The sequence below is a fragment of the Staphylococcus capitis subsp. capitis genome, from assembly GCF_040739495.1.
Lineage (GTDB): Bacteria > Bacillota > Bacilli > Staphylococcales > Staphylococcaceae > Staphylococcus > Staphylococcus capitis.
This window is the reverse complement of record NZ_CP145263.1, coordinates 432,943-449,816: the sequence shown is the minus strand read 5'-3', so window position 1 is coordinate 449,816 and position 16,874 is coordinate 432,943. Positions and strand designations below refer to the sequence as shown.

The 16,874-nt window shown below is 34.0% G+C and carries 14 protein-coding genes and 1 pseudogene; 7 read left to right on the top strand and 8 right to left on the bottom strand.

The window, feature by feature from the left end; translation table 11 throughout:
- Positions 1-56: 56 nt before the first annotated feature.
- Together V6C74_RS02175 and lnsB are read right to left on the bottom strand one after the other, a co-directional pair.
- Complete coding sequence (locus tag V6C74_RS02175; protein WP_002453961.1) at positions 57-848, bottom strand: CPBP family intramembrane glutamic endopeptidase; 792 nt, start codon at positions 846-848, stop codon at positions 57-59.
- Between the two features lie 24 nt (positions 849-872).
- Positions 873-1,655 carry a CPBP family lipoprotein N-acylation protein LnsB gene (lnsB, locus tag V6C74_RS02170; protein WP_002453962.1) on the bottom strand — a complete coding sequence of 261 codons (783 nt, stop codon included), beginning with the start codon at positions 1,653-1,655 and terminating at the stop codon, positions 873-875.
- Between the two features lie 158 nt (positions 1,656-1,813).
- On the opposite strand from lnsB, the gene V6C74_RS02165 reads away from it, so the two are divergent.
- Positions 1,814-3,391 carry an FMN-binding glutamate synthase family protein gene (locus V6C74_RS02165; RefSeq protein WP_002453963.1) on the top strand — a complete coding sequence of 526 codons (1,578 nt, stop codon included), beginning with the start codon at positions 1,814-1,816 and terminating at the stop codon, positions 3,389-3,391.
- Positions 3,392-3,464: 73 nt separating this feature from the next.
- Here V6C74_RS02165 and V6C74_RS02160 read toward each other — a convergent pair whose 3' ends face one another.
- The gene (locus V6C74_RS02160) at positions 3,465-3,929 is read right to left on the bottom strand and encodes a DUF1307 domain-containing protein (protein ID WP_002453964.1); all 465 of its coding nucleotides are present in this window, start codon (positions 3,927-3,929) and stop codon (positions 3,465-3,467) included.
- A 188-nt stretch (positions 3,930-4,117) separates the two neighbouring features.
- On the opposite strand from V6C74_RS02160, the gene V6C74_RS02155 reads away from it, so the two are divergent.
- Both V6C74_RS02155 and V6C74_RS02150 read left to right on the top strand, forming a co-directional pair.
- Positions 4,118-5,194, top strand: a complete 1,077-nt coding sequence (locus tag V6C74_RS02155) for a M42 family metallopeptidase (RefSeq protein WP_002453965.1) — start codon at positions 4,118-4,120, stop codon at positions 5,192-5,194.
- A 22-nt stretch (positions 5,195-5,216) separates the two neighbouring features.
- Positions 5,217-5,408 (top strand): hypothetical protein, encoded by a 192-nt coding sequence (locus V6C74_RS02150; protein ID WP_002453966.1) that lies wholly within the window; start codon positions 5,217-5,219, stop codon positions 5,406-5,408.
- Positions 5,409-5,502: 94 nt separating this feature from the next.
- Here V6C74_RS02150 and V6C74_RS02145 read toward each other — a convergent pair whose 3' ends face one another.
- Positions 5,503-6,321: an SDR family oxidoreductase gene (locus V6C74_RS02145; protein ID WP_002453967.1), complete on the bottom strand. Its 819-nt coding sequence runs from the start codon at positions 6,319-6,321 to the stop codon at positions 5,503-5,505.
- A 282-nt stretch (positions 6,322-6,603) separates the two neighbouring features.
- On the opposite strand from V6C74_RS02145, the gene V6C74_RS02140 reads away from it, so the two are divergent.
- The 3 genes from V6C74_RS02140 to V6C74_RS02130 all read left to right on the top strand — a co-directional run bounded on the left by V6C74_RS02140 (position 6,604) and on the right by V6C74_RS02130 (position 12,426).
- A complete protein-coding gene (locus V6C74_RS02140; protein WP_002453968.1) occupies positions 6,604-8,139 on the top strand; it encodes an AbgT family transporter in 1,536 nt (511 codons plus the stop codon).
- Positions 8,140-8,663: 524 nt separating this feature from the next.
- Positions 8,664-10,196 carry an exopolyphosphatase gene (ppx, locus tag V6C74_RS02135; protein ID WP_002453969.1) on the top strand — a complete coding sequence of 511 codons (1,533 nt, stop codon included), beginning with the start codon at positions 8,664-8,666 and terminating at the stop codon, positions 10,194-10,196.
- Positions 10,197-10,260: 64 nt separating this feature from the next.
- Complete coding sequence (locus V6C74_RS02130) at positions 10,261-12,426, top strand: RNA degradosome polyphosphate kinase (RefSeq protein WP_002453970.1); 2,166 nt, start codon at positions 10,261-10,263, stop codon at positions 12,424-12,426.
- Positions 12,427-12,556: 130 nt separating this feature from the next.
- Here V6C74_RS02130 and V6C74_RS02125 read toward each other — a convergent pair whose 3' ends face one another.
- Both V6C74_RS02125 and V6C74_RS02120 read right to left on the bottom strand, forming a co-directional pair.
- On the bottom strand, positions 12,557-13,789 hold the full coding sequence (locus V6C74_RS02125) for an acetylornithine deacetylase (protein WP_002453971.1): 1,233 nt from the start codon (positions 13,787-13,789) through the stop codon (positions 12,557-12,559).
- A gap of 105 nt (positions 13,790-13,894) precedes the next feature.
- Complete coding sequence (locus tag V6C74_RS02120) at positions 13,895-14,587, bottom strand: SDR family oxidoreductase (protein WP_002453972.1); 693 nt, start codon at positions 14,585-14,587, stop codon at positions 13,895-13,897.
- Between the two features lie 192 nt (positions 14,588-14,779).
- Between V6C74_RS02120 and V6C74_RS02115 the strand changes: the two genes are divergently transcribed.
- Positions 14,780-15,082 (top strand): DUF1413 domain-containing protein, encoded by a 303-nt coding sequence (locus V6C74_RS02115; RefSeq protein ID WP_002453973.1) that lies wholly within the window; start codon positions 14,780-14,782, stop codon positions 15,080-15,082.
- Between the two features lie 376 nt (positions 15,083-15,458).
- On the opposite strand, the gene V6C74_RS02110 is transcribed toward V6C74_RS02115, so the two are convergent.
- On the bottom strand, positions 15,459-15,650 hold the full coding sequence (locus V6C74_RS02110; RefSeq protein WP_002432938.1) for a hypothetical protein: 192 nt from the start codon (positions 15,648-15,650) through the stop codon (positions 15,459-15,461).
- Positions 15,651-15,815: 165 nt separating this feature from the next.
- Positions 15,816-16,469, bottom strand: a pseudogene (locus V6C74_RS02105) (DNA cytosine methyltransferase); the annotation flags it as partial.
- Positions 16,470-16,874 lie beyond the last annotated feature (405 nt).

Here is a 16,874-nt window from a genome sequence, read left to right as displayed (position 1 = left end):
ATATTTATCATTACACAAAAAATGAGTACACACTCACAAATGTGTACTCATTTACATTATAAACCCATTACCATTATTAGAAATGAAACAGCATTGTTTATAGTATGCATCGTAATGGTAGCTGCTAAATTTCTACCAGTTTTGTGATAAACAAAAACGATCATGGACGCGATGATAATATAGGGGCCTATTTCAAATGGTGATTTAGCACCCACACAATGTAAGCTAGCAAATATAAGTATCGAGACTATATACATGAGCCCGTAAGTTAATTTTTTACCTAATTCATGAATAATCAAATGTCTAAATATTAGCTCTTCAACAAAAGGTGTGAGTATAACAATATCTAAAAAAAGAAATGGCACTAACCATCCATGTGTAAACATTTTCGCTATATCTTTATTATTTTCAGTATCATTAAATTGAAACTTTTCCGGTAAAAACTGCATTAAAATCTGATAAAAAGATTCAAATACATAAATCATGATGATAGATCCTATAATTAATATAATATGTTTCTTAAGTGCTTTGAATCGTGATATAGCTATAGGTTTAATGTTGTTTTTATGCATAAGATAAAACACAATTAGTAAAATGAATGCTCCAATTACACTTCCAATGGTTGCAGCATTCATATAATAATCTTCAAATATTTTCTTTGACATGTTACCTACTATTGCATAACCAATGTAGGCACCAATAATTCCACATATAATAGGTATCGCTGTTAAGTTTAATATATAAATTGAAATTAACCAGAAGTCTCTCTTCACTATTTTCTTCGAATCAAATTCGTTCATAACTGGTGTATTTGTTTGTTGATGTATTTCATGTGATTCGTTGCTCATTTAATACTCCTTTATTTAATAACTTTAAAAGATATACACTTTACTCAATATCTCTAAAAATATGAAGCATTGCACACCTACTTGGTAAAGATAGGCTACTGCTAAATTTTGACCTGTTCTAATGTATAAATAAGTTGCACCACTCGCAATAAGTAAATACGGAATTATTTCGAAAATAGAAGCCATGTCATACGTATGTACTATAGATTCGATAACAATTGATATCACAATCATTATTTTCTTATTCCATTTCTTACCTAACTCATGAATAATGATGTGTCTATAGATAAGTTGTTCAATCATAGGGCGTAAAATTACCATTGATATAAACGTAAAGCATAAGGCGATTGGGTGTAGAAATAATCCTTCTACTCGACGTTCATATTGTGTTGCACTAAATCTTAATGAGGCAGGTAGCCACTGAACAAACCACTCAATAAGTAACATTAGCACAAATGTAATCATAACTACAATAAGTATTTGACGTACATACTTTTTAGCGTTTTTAAACTGTCTACTTGCGACACTGGCAATATAAAACTTATGTAAGGCAAAAAACAGCATGAGCACTAAACCTTGTGCCAGAACAAAGCTTATACTTAATGAAAGGTTGTAAAACCAGGCAGGTGGTGCATGCTGTGTAATCATTGCAGTAATACCTAGTGTTCCAAAAACAACGATGATAGGTATTATACTTTGAAAAAATATGTATGCTGGTATAAGTAGAATGTCTTTTTTAACAACCTTTTTAGTGTTCCATAAAGGGATATGTCGTTTTTTCTCTATTGATTGTGTCTCTCTATTCATAGCTCACCTCTTATTACCTATCACTTAAACATTATCACTAAAGTACGTAAATGTAATAATTTAATTGAAATTTTAAAATTAATTTTATACGCTTTCATTGTAAAACGCATACATTGATGTATCATAATAATGAAGAAACTAGTTTAGGGGGAATGTTTATGTCTATATTGACAACGATGCAATTTATAGTCAATATCATCATAATGATTGTGCTATTAGGTATTGTTATCATGAGTTTAATTTGGCTATTTAAAGATAAAGGTCAAGATCAACATAGTGTACTTAGAAATTTTCCAGTTTTAGGACGTATCCGTTATATCTCTGAAAAAATAGGGCCCGAACTTCGTCAGTACTTCTTCGCTGATGATAATGAAGGTAAACCATTTTCAAGAAATGATTATAAACATATTGTTCTTGCAGGTAAATATAACTCTCGCATGACGAGTTACGGTACTCAAAGAGAATATAAAGATGGGTTTTACATACAAAACACAATGTTTCCATTACAAGCCTCAGAATTACATGTCGATAATTCAGATTTAATCTCAACATTTTTATATCAAATTGAAAACGAACGATTATTTAGTCGTGATGAACACAGAAAAAGATCTCAAATCGATCCTTTCTTCTTATCAGATGAACATGCAGTTGTCCTAGGACCTGAACTTAAACATCCATATAAAGTAAAACGTTTAGTAGGACAATCAGGTATGAGTTATGGTGCTCTCGGTAGAAATGCTATAACTGCTTTATCAAAAGGGTTATCTAAAGCAGGCACTTGGATGAATACTGGTGAAGGTGGGCTATCAGATTACCATCTTAAGGGTGATGGTGATATCATTTTCCAAATTGGCCCAGGACTTTTTGGCGTGAGAGATAAAGAAGGACACTTTAATAAAGACATGTTTTTACAATTGGCTGATCGTGAAAATATTCGCGCATTTGAATTAAAGTTAGCTCAAGGCGCTAAAACACGTGGTGGTCATATGGAAGGCAATAAAGTTACAGAAGAAATTGCTAAAATTCGTAATGTTAAACCCCATGAAACAATTAATTCACCAAACCGTTTTGACTTTATTAAAAATCCAGAAGACTTACTCAAATTTGTTGATCAAATTAAGAATCTAGGTCAAAAACCTGTAGGATTTAAAATCGTAGTAAGTAAAGTTGATGAAATCGAAAAACTAGTAAAAACAATGGTTCAACTCGATACTTATCCAAGTTTTATCACTGTCGATGGCGGTGAAGGTGGTACGGGGGCTACTTTCCAAGAACTTGAAGATAGTGTCGGATTACCTTTACTTACCGCACTACCCATCGTCTCAGGTATGTTAGAAAAATATGGTGTCAGAGATAAAATTAAAATATTTGCATCTGGTAAACTCATCACACCCGATAAAATTGCCATTGCGTTAGGTTTAGGTGCTGATTTAGTAAATATTGCTAGAGGTATGATGATTAGTGTTGGTTGCATCATGAGTCAACAATGTCACTTAAATACATGTCCAGTTGGTGTCGCTACAACTGATCCTAAAAAAGAAAAAGCGCTCATCGTTGATGAGAAACAATACCGTGTGACAAATTATGTAACTAGTTTACATGAAGGTTTATTTAATATCGCAGCAGCTGTTGGTGTTAATAGTCCGACTGAAATCACATCAGAACATATTATTTATAGAGAGCTTGATGGAGCTACTCAAAAAATTAAAGATTATAAACTTAAATTAATTTCATAACTAAAAAAAGAGTGCGAGATTCACGTCCCGCACTCTTCATCTTCTAAAATACTTGTTCAATCAACTTCAACAATTATTCATCATTCATTTTGCTTTTCTCTTTCAAACCGTTACGTTTCAATTGTTTAACTAATTTCTTCATACTTACATAATCTTTTTTCTTAGCTTTAGCAGACTCGAAACCTAAATTCTTTTTCAATTTATCTACGTCTACTTTTTTATAATCGACATCTATATGCTCGACAGCTTTTTGATCTTTGTAATCGACTTTATACGTTACACCTTTAACGCCTTTAAAAGCTTTCTCATCTTTTTTTAACATTTCTTTAGCTTGTGATTGATCAATCCCTAAATCATCATATTTAACCGTTCCAATGGTAGATTGCTTAAGTACTTCGTCATCCGTATATGTTAATGACGTAATGACATACTTACCGTTAACGTCTCCCTCATATGTCTTCGTTTGTTCCTTACTACACGCAGAAAGTGCAACCACACTTAGAACTAACACTGCTATAAGAGAAATCACTTTTTTCATTGTTGTCGCCTTCTCTCGTCTTTTTTCAAATAAATTATACCACCATCGATACAAATATGTTACTCATATTACTTTCCACTATTTGATTTTATTTCTTGAAAATGAACTCAAAAGCTACTGCCACATCATAAAGAATGTCACATAAATGTTATACTAAAATTGAAAACTTATTATTGGAGGAGATAGCTATGTCTGACTCAAAGGAACTACTTAAATCATTAACAGACGTTAACGGCATTGCTGGACATGAAAAAAATGTTAAATCACTAATGAAAGATTACTTAACCCCTGTAAGTGATGATATCGTCGAAGATAATTTGGGAGGCATTTTCGGGAAAAAGCGTGCCCAAAATGGTTCAAAATCATTAATGATTTCAGGTCATCTTGATGAAATCGGATTTATCGTGACTCAAATCGATAAAGACGGCTATATTTATTTCACACCTATCGGGGGCTGGTGGAACCAAGTGATGTTATCTCAGAAAGTAACAATCACTACTGAAAATGGTAAAGAAATTAGAGGTATTATTGGTTCAAAACCTCCTCATGCACTCTCACAGGAAGAACGTAAGAAAACAGTTGAAATTAAGCATATGTATATTGATATAGGTGTAGCAAACAAAGAAGAAGCTGAAGCTGCGGGAATAGAGCTTGGAAATATGATTACACCTTATAGTGAATTTGAAACACTTGCAAATGATAAATATTTAACTGCGAAGGCGTTTGATAATCGGTATGGTTGCGCATTAGCTATTGATGTCCTCAACCGTTTAAAAGATGACAGTATTGATATCAACTTATTCGCTGGTGCCACAGTTCAAGAAGAAGTCGGGTTACGTGGTGCTAAAGTCGCAGCTAATCTTATCAAACCAGATCTTGCAATAGCAGTAGATGTCGGCGTGGCATATGATGTTCCAGGTATGACTAGTGAGAAGAATCAAGGCAACTTAGGTGATGGCCCTCTTGTTATCATGATGGATGCTACAAGTATTGCACATGATGGTTTCCGTAAACATATTAAAGAGGTTGCAGAAGCTCATCATATTCCTGTTCAATGGGCTACAACTCCTGGAGGCGGTACTGATGCTGGTAGCATTCATGTAGCCAATGAAGGAATTCCGACAATCACTATTGGTGTACCATTAAGATATATGCATTCTAATGTTTCAGTCATGCACACAGATGATTATGAAAATTCTGTTCAACTGATTACTGAGATCGTACGCTCGTTAAATGACGACAGCTATCAATCATTAATGTGGTAACAAAAAAACAAGGAGGCAAATCATGTTTTCTAAAGATGATGATAAAAAGACAACTATTTTTGGAGCAATGAAATGTTCTAATTGTGGCAAAGAAATCAGTAAAGATGAAAATCTTATAATACAAGTTAAAGCGAAAGACCTAAAAGGTTATACCCATCTAGCAAATTGGGCTGATTCGCAATATAAATTATGTGAAAACTGCGCTCAACAATAGAATAAACGCCTATATCTGAAACGCATAAAACCCCCAGTTCCTCATTTATGGAAACTGGGAGTTTGTGATTATATCATATATGATATGGTCATCATTATTTCGTTGAATTCTTCCAACTATCGTCACTTAACATTTCACCAGGCCATGTATATGCCATCACACCACCATCGATACGAATCGTTTCACCTGTAATAAATGAACTGTCATCAGAAGCAAGGAATGTCACTAGTTTACCTACTTCATCAGGCGTACCCAAACGGCCTAAAGGTGTAACCCATTTTTGATTTTCACGGAATGTTTTAACCGCTTCATCTTCAGAGGTACCTGCTAAATTATCAACTAATGGTGTTTCGATTGTACCAGGTGCTATCGCGTTTGCACGAATATTTTCACGACCATATTCAATGGCAATAGATTTTGTAAAGTTAATCACGCCACCTTTAGCAGCGTTGTAACCAGAACGATACAAGTCAGCTGCTTGACCTGAGAATGATGCCGTATTAATGATAGAGCCACCATGATCCATCATTAAAGGTAATAAGAACTTAGTTACTAAGAAAGTTCCTCTCATATCTACAGCCATAATTTTATCGAAGACCTCTACTGGATATTCATGAATACGACCCGCACCATGATCTACACCTGCATTATTAAATATCACGTCGATACGACCATATTTATCTTTAGCTTCCTCGGCAAATTGTTCTACTTGATGTTCATTGGAAATATCTACTTTATAGGCTGTAGCTTGACCACCAGCCTCATTAATTTCCTTCACTGTGTCATCTAACTTATCAGAAATGTCTAATGCTAAGACATGTGCACCTTCATTGGCTAAGACCTTTGCAGAACCTTGGCCTATACCTGTACTTGCGCCGGTTACTACTACAATTTTGTTTTCTAAACGTTTCATCGCTCGTCACTCTCCCGATTTTTTAATTCCTTCATAAAAATTCCTTCATTATTTACAATATATATCTTCCACTTTTTAAATTCTTCTTAAACGCTGTTATATCAATGATATCGCTTTAGTTTATGATATTTATTTTCCGGAAAATGAACTTTAATATTATAGATAGCGTTTACATATATGTAATTATCATGTAAGCTTAGCTTTAAATTTCAGAAAATTCTTACCTAAAGATGGTATTGATGGGTATAGATTCAATAATGAATCAAAGGGGGCAAATGACTAATGGGGGCAAATGCAAAGGAAAAAAAGTCTTTCGTAAGTAGATTTTTAAATGGAGTCGAATTTGTGGGGAATAAATTACCAGATCCTGCGGTACTCTTCTTCTTTATGTGTGTAGGACTCGCAATCATTACTTGGTTTGTATCATTATTCAACGTATCCGTAAAACATCCTGGTGATGGGAAAGTCATACATATTAAGAGTATATTAAGCCATGACGGCTTCGCTTATATCATGAATAACGCGATTAAGAACTTTTCAGAATTTCCCGCACTAGGTTTAGTATTAGACGTGATGATTGGAATTGGCGCTGCTGAAAAGTCTGGCTACTTCGACAAATTAATGATTTCAGTCGTGAACAAAGCACCAAAAAAGTTAATTGTTCCAACGATTATATTAATTGGCATATTAGGAAGTACTGCTGGAGACGCGGCAACAATTATCTTACCACCACTTGCAGCAATGTTATTTATTAAGATTGGCTACCATCCTATCGCTGGTTTAGCCATGGCGTACGCTTCAGCAGTTGGAGGTTTTGCTGCAAATTTAGTAGTAGGTATGCAAGATGCACTCGTCTATTCTTTCACAGACCCAGCAGCACGTATTGTTTCTAAAGACATTAAGACAAACGTGGCTATGAACTGGTACTTTATCGCAGCAAGTGTTGTTGTCTTATTACCAACAATCCATTTGGTTACGACAAAACTCATTATTCCTAGATTAGGACGCTATGATGAAAGCCAGGCCCATGAAGACACAGAAGAAACATCTTCTCATATCACACCACAAGAGAATAAAGCACTCTTTTGGACAAACATAAGCTTTGTAGTACTCATCGTTTTACTCATTATATGCGCAATACCAGAACATAGTTTCTTAAGAAATGCGAAGACTGGAAGTCTACTCGACGATGCACCGTTAATTAATGGTGTCGGATTAATTATTTTAGTTGTGTTCTTAGTACCAGGCACAATTTATGGAATATTAAGTGGCGAAATAAAAAATACTAAAGATTTAGGCAGTATGGTAGCGGAATCTTTAGGTTCAATGGGGTCATTTATTGTCATCGTATTCTTCGCATCACAATTACTTGCCTTTTTAGAATGGAGTAACTTAGGTGTCATTGCAGCCGTTAAAGGTGCCAAATTATTACAACATCAAAATGGAATAGTTTTAATTATAGGAATTATTTTACTAAGTGCTTTAGTCAATATGCTCGTAGGTAGCGCTTCTGCCAAATGGGGTATTCTAGCACCTATCTTTGTACCAATGCTCATCTTAGTTGGATTCCATCCAGCATTCACACAAGCAATTTATCGTGTAGGCGATTCAATTACAAACCCTATCACACCGATGATGCCATATCTACCATTATTACTTTCATATGCACAAAAGTATGATAAAAATATGAAACTCGGTACACTACTATCAAGTTTGATGCCTTACTCTATCGCCCTCACTATTGTATGGATAGCCTTTACATTAATATGGTTCCTACTTGGTATACCAGTAGGCCCCGGAGGACCAATTAAGGTGTAAAAAAGGTGCGGAAGTGAGCGGTTAGGTTGCGAGCAATTACTAGCATCAAGCGAAAACTGTTCTTTAGTTTTTGCACGATGCGTATAATTGTTGAGCAATCTGCTCACTGAAGCCCGTCTATCAAGGTGCGGAAGTGAGCGCTTAGGTCATGAGCAATAACTAGCAATGAGCTAAAATTGTTCCTCAAATTTTTGCGAATTGCGTATTATTGTCGATTGACCTGCTTTTCGTAGCCCGTCTATCATTCCTGGCATTTTAAACTCACTTATATTAAAAATAATCGCTAGTATGTCTTCCCTCTAGATGTACTAGCTTTTTCAACTTTTAAATTCAAAATTTTATTACAGACACCCTTTTATCTGCGTAATTAAATACATATTGCCTAAAATATTATAGTTTTCCCAAATTACTATAAAACTTTAACAAAAAGTTTCTTAAAAATCTTTTCAATTTATCTATATCATGTAAAATAAAATTAAACAGGGGTAATTTCAAACTTCCCGTAAGAATCACAGGAGGCAGAGATGGAAGAAAGAATAGGTTTAATAGACATTGGCTCAAATACGATTCGACTCGTTATTTTTGGTTTCACTACAGAAACAGGACTGAATGAAATCCTCAACATTAAGACACCTGCACGTCTTAGTCAATATTTAACAGAAGACACAAAAATGAACGATGAAGGTATTGAAGTGTTAAAAGAAGCGCTTCGTAGTTTCAAGAAAGTTGCTGACAAGTTTGATGTTCAAGAATTACATCCTATTGCGACAGCAGCAATACGTCAATCGAAAAATAGAGATGACATCATTAAGCAAATCAAAAAAGATTTGAATATTGAAATTCAAATTGTACCTGAAAAAGATGAAGCTTTCTATGGATACTATGCTATTTCACATACGACAGATATTGAAAATGGTATTTCTGTAGATATTGGTGGCGGATCTACAGAAGTGACGCTCTTCAAAGACAAGAAACTTAAAGAGGCACATAGTTTTCCATTTGGAGTAGTAACATTAAAACGTCAATTCTTTGGCGACAAAGACCATAACGATAAACCAACCATTAAAAGTATGGAAAAGTTTTTATCCGAACAGTTTAATCAACTTGATTGGTTAAAAGATCAAGAGATTGCACTCGTTGGTGTAGGTGGCTCTGCACGTAACGTTGCGCGAATACATCAATCAGAACATTCCTACCCTATTGGTGGCGTTCATAACTATACCATGTCACTTAAAGACATCGATGAAGTATATGATATCATCCGTAAAAGTTCACGAGATGATTTAACTAACCTTGATGGCCTAAGTCGAGATCGCGTAGATATTATCCTACCTGCCGTCTCAGTGTTTAAAACACTTTTCAAGAAAATTGATGCTACACAATTCACTTTCTCAAGAAACGGTATTCGTGAAGGCTATGTTATGAACTTGATACGTCAACGTCACCCTAATGAGTTTAAAAAAGATAACGTACGTCAAGATGCATTAAGACATCTTGCGAATGAGTATAACATTGAAGAAGATAGTGCGAATCGTCGATTAAAATTAGCTCAATCTTTACTGAATCAACTATTAAAACACGGTAATTTGAAAGTTTCAGATCAAGAAAAAGCTTTATTCGTCGAAGGTGCTTACATTTATTACCTTGGTAGCTTTATAGATTCAGATTCAAGTTCACCACATACCTATTACTTAATTGCGAATTCTATGATTAATGGATTTTCTCATAAAGACCGCGTGAAGCTAGCATTACTTGCAAGTTTTAAAAATAAATCATTACTTAAGTTCTATGTTAAAGAAACAGAATGGTTTAGTGGTAAGGAAGTTGATACCATTCAGGCTTTAGGAGGCATTATTAAATTTGTGAATGCGTTAAATATTTCACATACCAGCTTTGTAGAAGAGGTTAAACTTAAAGAGAAAAAGGACGATAAATATGAACTCTATGTTTACTACAAAGGAGAGCCTATTGCAGAAGAATATCAAGCCAATAGACAAAAGAAACATATCGAAAAGATTTTAAAGGGGAAAGTTTCAATCTTCTTTACAAAATCTTAAAATTCATATGATATTTTTAGACTACACAACTATAAAGACTAAATAATGAGGTGTATTGAGAGTTATGCAAACTCAATTGGGAGAAAAGGATATTAATTTACCACAGTACTATAATAACAGGGAGCTAAGTTGGTTAGATTTTAACTATAGAGTCTTACAGGAAGCTTATGATAAGAATAATCCACTACTCGAAATGCTTAATTTTGTATCTATTTTCAGTTCGAATTTAGATGAATTTTTCATGGTTCGTGTCGCTGGTTTAAAAGACCAAGTGAAAATGGGTTATGACAAACCTGAAAATAAAGCTCAAATGACGCCTCAAGAACAACTTGATGCGATTAAGATAAAGAATACAGAGTATGTTCATATGCAATATCAGCGCTACAACGAACTTATTGAAGAGTTACGTAATTATGATATTGAAATGGTTAAACCTGATTGTTTATCAGAAACGCTCTTAGAGAAACTTGAAAAAGAATTCAAAATGCGCATTCTACCTACTCTGACGCCACTAGGTATTGACGCGTATCACCCATTTCCAAAATTAAATAACAAAAGTTTAAATATTTTTGTAGATATCGATACTGAAGATGCTATTAATTCTGCAATTGTACAAATTCCATCTTTAATTCCTCGCTTTTTAACACTTAACGAAGGTAATAAACAATATGTTGTAATGGTTGAAGATGTCATTACATACTTTATCAACTACCTATTTACAGGATATGAGGTTTTAAATACATTTACTTTTAGAATTACCAGAAATGCCGATTTAACGATTCATGAAGACGGTGCTGAAGACTTACTGATTGAAATTGAACGCTTCTTAAAAGAACGTAAAAGTGGTTCAGCCGTACGTTTAGAAGTCGATGGACGTACAGCTCAAAGAGAGAATATCGAATGGCTTAATGAACAATTAGAAGTAGAAGAAAATGACGTATACTTCTTAAATGGTCCCTTAGATTTAACATTTTTATTCGGCTTAGTTGACCATCTTTCAAATAAACTTAAATATCTTACTTATGAGAAATACACGCCACAAGTACCTAGATCATTAGGGAACAATAATATTTATAAATTAGCTTTAGAAAGAGATATTTTCTTCCATCATCCTTATGAATCATTTGAGCCTATCGTTGATTTTATTCGTGAAGCAGCTGACGATCCAAATACCATTGCGATTAAACAGACGCTTTACCGTGTGAGTAAAGACTCGCCAATCATCAATAGTCTGAAAGAAGCCGCTGAAAATGGTAAGCAAGTTACAGTGCTTGTGGAACTAAAAGCTCGTTTCGATGAAGAGAATAACGTTCATTGGGCACGTATGCTTGAAGATGCAGGTTGTCACGTGATTTATGGTATGACGCACCTTAAGACACATAGTAAAATAGCGCTAGTAGTTAAACGTATTGGTGGCGAATTAACATCGTTTGTACACCTTGGTACTGGTAACTATAATGACAAAACAGCCAAACTTTATACAGATATGGGAATCATTACTACAAATCAGGAAATTGCAGAGGATGCGATTAACTTCTTTAATTATTTAAGTGGTTACTCTATCAAACCAGAATATAACAAACTGATCGTAGCGCCATTTGATATTCGTGATGTCTTTATCGATCGCATAGATAAGGAAATCAGTAATCACTTAGAATATGGAAACGGTAAGATTATGATGAAGATGAATTCTCTTACCGATAAAGCTATTATTGAAAAGCTCTTTGAAGCCTCTCAAGCTGGTGTTAAAATTCAGCTTATTATCCGTGGTATCTGTTGTCTCAAACCTGGTGTTCCTGGAATTAGCGAAAATATTGAAGTAGTAAGTATTGTTGGACGTTTACTTGAACACTCTCGTATTTACTACTTCCATAATAATGGCGACGAACGTATTTATTTATCTTCAGCAGATGTTATGACACGTAACATGATTAAACGTGTTGAAATCTTGTTCCCTGTTGAAAATAAAACCATTGGTAAGCGTTTAGTCGATTACATGAACTTACAACTTTCAGATAATGAAAAAGGACGTTACCAAGATGAAAATGGTGTGTATCACTATGTTAAAAACAACTTGTCACCATTAAATTCTCAAGTATACTTAATGCAAAAAGCAATCAAATATGGACAAGAGCTCAAGAAACAAACTGCACAGCCGACAGGTCAACCCGTTCGTTCAAAACGTGGTGGTAGTTGGATGAGTAGATTGAAAGAATCGTTTAGAAGATAAAATCTTAAACTTTACTTATAGTAACAAGTCTTTCTGCTTGATATGAAGCAACCCCTCACTATACGAAATAGTGAGGGGGTTTTTTATCCACTTTAACCCTTACAATTTTGGATTTAATTCACATTTTATATTACTTCTCAGGGTGCTCATACCAATGTTTCAGAAACTCATATAACACTTCGCTATACTGCTCTAATTCACGTTTCTCAACCTTTTCATCAACACTATGTGCCTCTTCTAGACTACCTGGACCATATAATATAGTTGGAATATCGAAATGCGCAATCCAACCACCATCTGTTACAGTCGTACTCATGCCATGTCTTAACGCACTGCCATGCACATGTTGATGTGCATCTTCTAGTTGTTTAAATCCTGGATGTTCTATCGGAACTGTAAAACTTGGGAAGATTTCTCCCTTGTCTTCAATCATAGATGCTCCACCCCACTCAAACTCAAGTGGATTCTCTCTCATCCAAACATCCGCTTCAGCCACGCGATTTAAGTAATCTTCAATTTCTTCAACAACATCTTCATATCGCTCATTAGGTAAATAATGTACGGTAATCCATAATCGGCATTCATCTGCAATAAAAGCTGGATGGCGACCGCCTTCTATCACTGCTGGATTAATCGTATTCGCACCTGGTGGCATGCTTGGACTCTTTTTCATCACTGCCCAATGAGATTCAAGTTCATTTAATGCTTGAATGACCTTTGTCATCTTTTCAATCGCACTTGCACCAAATAAACCACCACCCGCATGAATCATCTGACTACGGGCGCCATCATGTATCGTATTTTTACTTTTAACAGTAATCCAACCTGTGATAACGCCACCTTGTCCTAAAGCTTGATTTTCACTCGTATCTAATACTAAGGCTAAATCCCCTCTAGGGCCTATCTCACATGCACGTTTCGTACCTGCTTCTCCAACTTCTTCACCTACAACTGATTGTACGATAATGTCACCTTTAGGACGATGCCCTTCTTGATTTAACCTTTCCAAAACATAAAATAAGGATGACATACCGCCTTTCATATCACTGACACCTCGGCCGTATAACCATCCGTCCACTTCTGTTAACTTGAATGGAGGATATTGCCAATATTGATCATCATCTACAGACGCGACATCAACATGGCCATTTAATATTAACTTGGGTGCTTCAGGGTCTTCACCCTTTAAAGTGGCCACAATGATACTATCATTGTCATAAAGGTGTTCCCGCTGAATAGAGAAACCTAAATCTCTTAATAATAATTCAATTTCATTTTGTAATGGGTCTGTATTTCTTCCTGGAGGACTCTCCGTGTTAAATTCAACAAGCATGTTTAAAATCTCGAATTGACGTTGATTCATTTGATATCCCTTCCTTTATGTAAATTAAAAGTATCAAATAGTTTACAATTCAAGTTTAACATTCTATAAGTGCTTGTCATCTTAATAGTATGCTCTTTAATACTTCTATACAGGTCTGACTGTCACTTCATTAACATTTACATGGCTTGGTTGCGTTAACGCATATACAACTGCTTCGGCGATGTCGCGTGTATCTAACTTTTTACGTCCACCAAAGTCATTACCTTCAGTCATTGGTGTTTCAACCATTCCTGGTGATACACTTGTCACTTTTACACCGGTACGTGCGAGTTCTTTTTCAAGGGCTTGTGTAATAGTATGGATTGCTATTTTAGTGGCGCTGTATACAGCATTTGTCTTCGTAACTTCAAATCCAGAAATAGAAGCAATATTTATAATATGTCCACTTGATTGATTTAATAAATGTGGTAATGCTGCTTGTAATACATAAAGCGTCCCTTTTAAATTCACATCAATCATTGTGTCCCATTGTTCAACGTCATAATCTGTGATTTTAGATGATAAACTTTGTCCAGCACTATTAACAACGACGTCGACTTTGCCATAGTGTCCTTTAACTACCTGTAGCATTTGGTCAACACTATCTTTTTGAGTGACATCGGTAGGGATGACTTTAGTTTCAGTTTCAAGTTGTTGTGCCACGGTTTGTAGTTTTTCTTCATTTCTTCCAGCAAGCGCAATGTTAACCCCGTGTTGGCTTAGTGCTTTAGCGATAGCTTCTCCAATCCCACTACCTGCTCCTGTAATTACTGCTACTTTATTGTTTAACTCTGACATATCTTTAGTCTCCTTTTTGGAAAATGAATTTCAATATAAGTTATATTTATCTTAACGTTTTTCAATACTCTATAAAATTGAAATGATTGCAAAAATTAAAAAATGTTATAATTTCAGTGTGGGTACTTAATAATTAATATAAAGTAGTGATATATAATTATGAGTATATACTAGAAGGAGGTAGTGAGAGAGATGTCTTATTATGATCGCGTTCTAAAGTTAAGAGAAGAAAAGCACCGTACTGCATTTGAATTTCATTTCGAGGATTTATTTACTGAAGAAGAATGGTTAAATATGTCTATAAAAGAACGTCAAAAAGAAGAAAAAGCTTTTAGACATGAAGTTGAGAAAATGGAAGACGTGAGATTACCATTTGCGAGTAGAGATGCAGCAAAGAATAAGTTATTTAATATCACTTATGAATATAATGGTATTAAAAAGAACTTTAAACAAAATGATAAAAAAGAAAACCCAAGAGGTCGTATTACTCAATAGATTAGTCTAGAATAATTCATTAGAAGATAAATATAGTTTGGTCATCATGCTTTCCTTGGAGACAGTCTTAACCTTGCTATGCAAGTTTTCAACTCGTCTTATTCCCACAGGAGTCGGATGACCTTATTTTTCGTTCATCCTTCAAAAAATATTAAATACATAGAGAGTAATTTTAGGATTTACATTTTTTTATTAAATAATCAATAAGTTGAATAAACATAGCGAAGACCACATCTTACTGGGGCGTAGGATGTGGTCTTCTAACACATTATTCTAGATTTTAGGGGTATATAGAGTGTTTGTTGCTCTCAATTACTCTTTGAGAGCAAGTTCATTTCATCATTTTCGGGAGTTATCAATAGCGTTATTGGTTTGGTTAACTTGTAACAAGGGATTTACGTTCTAGACTATAATAATATAATCTCTCGGCATCAATATAAGGGATTGAGTCAATTGTTAAATATCCATCTTTAAGATCACCTATAAGACCTTGATTTACGCCAGTGTGTACATAAATTTCATAACTACTTACATCAGAGTTAATTAAATTCTCAATTACATTTCTCATAGTCAATCACTCCATAATTTATTACTTACTCCTTACAATTCATATACTACACCTTTTCATGTAAAATAAAAGTATTTTGTGATACTTTTCACAAAATCATCACTTCTTAATTTTTATGTAAATTTTCCTAAAAAATTAAAAAAGAGATGTGTAAACATCTCTTTTTTAGAATAATTTAAGTTGACTAAAATTATCCTGATTATTTATTTCAATATTTTCAATTTGATTTGCTATTCTGGTAATTACGGGTACTACTAGAGCATTGCCCATGCAGAAATATCTCATTCTATCTGGCATCGTATCTGTCCAATTATCTGGAAATCCATTGAGTCTCTCTGCCTCAATAGGAGTTAAAGTTCTATAAATTTCGTTCACTTTAAGAAAATGAGTACTTCGATTAACTGAAGCTTCACTAGTTAACATTGTTCTAGATGGTAAATCTAGGGAATCTGTCTCAGACATTCCACCTTCAGAGAAAAAATATTCATGTCCATCTTTAGAGGTTCTTTTAATTTTTTTAGGACCTCGTAAATATTTAAATTTATTAACTTGCTCATCTGTTAAATAATGATTTTCAGTAACTACATCTTCCACTATATTTCTTAATGGCGTGGGTTCTTCATACTTAGGTATAGTATCAATTGTCAATAGTTGTCCTTCTCTCATAACTCCACTATTAAAAAAATTGAAACTAAATTCATCTGAAATTTCCACAATATCTTCTGAAATAGTTGTTGAATTTATTCTATTTTTATTGGCTACATTTTCAATTGGAAAACCTTTAGCAAATATACCTTTACTATATATTATATCCTCTAGTTTTTAGAAACCGAAATACCTTTGTTTAGTTCTTTCATAGTTTTTCCTACTGCTTTTTTGGCGTGATTGTGCACTTCATATTTTGTAAGGAATTCCACTGTTAATCACCTTCCAACATTTTCACTTTAGTAATATATTTTTTGGGATTCATTTTGTAATTTTCAGCTATATTGAACCATTCGACTAATTTAATTTTAACTAACATAGAAACTATATCTTTAGTTTAAAATTTTTTGATTCATACGAATCTAAATAGGTCTTCGCTGTAGTTATATTTTTATTATCGCTTTCTATTAGTACCTATATTATTGAAAACTCATTAGAACCTTTAATTTTCTTAATATATCCTATAATTTTATTATAAATTATATAAGTATTTATTATTCATTAAATATGCTTTGTTTA

What these genes read in the sequence shown, in the direction of transcription:
- V6C74_RS02175 (WP_002453961.1), bottom strand. Translation starts at nt 848, where the DNA reads ATGAGCAACGAATCACATGAAATACATCAACAAACAAATACACCAGTT.
- lnsB (WP_002453962.1), bottom strand. Translation starts at nt 1,655, where the DNA reads ATGAATAGAGAGACACAATCAATAGAGAAAAAACGACATATCCCTTTA.
- V6C74_RS02165 (WP_002453963.1), top strand. Translation starts at nt 1,814, where the DNA reads ATGTCTATATTGACAACGATGCAATTTATAGTCAATATCATCATAATG.
- V6C74_RS02160 (WP_002453964.1), bottom strand. Translation starts at nt 3,929, where the DNA reads ATGAAAAAAGTGATTTCTCTTATAGCAGTGTTAGTTCTAAGTGTGGTT.
- V6C74_RS02155 (WP_002453965.1), top strand. Translation starts at nt 4,118, where the DNA reads ATGTCTGACTCAAAGGAACTACTTAAATCATTAACAGACGTTAACGGC.
- V6C74_RS02150 (WP_002453966.1), top strand. Translation starts at nt 5,217, where the DNA reads ATGTTTTCTAAAGATGATGATAAAAAGACAACTATTTTTGGAGCAATG.
- V6C74_RS02145 (WP_002453967.1), bottom strand. Translation starts at nt 6,321, where the DNA reads ATGAAACGTTTAGAAAACAAAATTGTAGTAGTAACCGGCGCAAGTACA.
- V6C74_RS02140 (WP_002453968.1), top strand. Translation starts at nt 6,604, where the DNA reads ATGGGGGCAAATGCAAAGGAAAAAAAGTCTTTCGTAAGTAGATTTTTA.
- ppx (WP_002453969.1), top strand. Translation starts at nt 8,664, where the DNA reads ATGGAAGAAAGAATAGGTTTAATAGACATTGGCTCAAATACGATTCGA.
- V6C74_RS02130 (WP_002453970.1), top strand. Translation starts at nt 10,261, where the DNA reads ATGCAAACTCAATTGGGAGAAAAGGATATTAATTTACCACAGTACTAT.
- V6C74_RS02125 (WP_002453971.1), bottom strand. Translation starts at nt 13,789, where the DNA reads ATGAATCAACGTCAATTCGAGATTTTAAACATGCTTGTTGAATTTAAC.
- V6C74_RS02120 (WP_002453972.1), bottom strand. Translation starts at nt 14,587, where the DNA reads ATGTCAGAGTTAAACAATAAAGTAGCAGTAATTACAGGAGCAGGTAGT.
- V6C74_RS02115 (WP_002453973.1), top strand. Translation starts at nt 14,780, where the DNA reads ATGTCTTATTATGATCGCGTTCTAAAGTTAAGAGAAGAAAAGCACCGT.
- V6C74_RS02110 (WP_002432938.1), bottom strand. Translation starts at nt 15,650, where the DNA reads ATGAGAAATGTAATTGAGAATTTAATTAACTCTGATGTAAGTAGTTAT.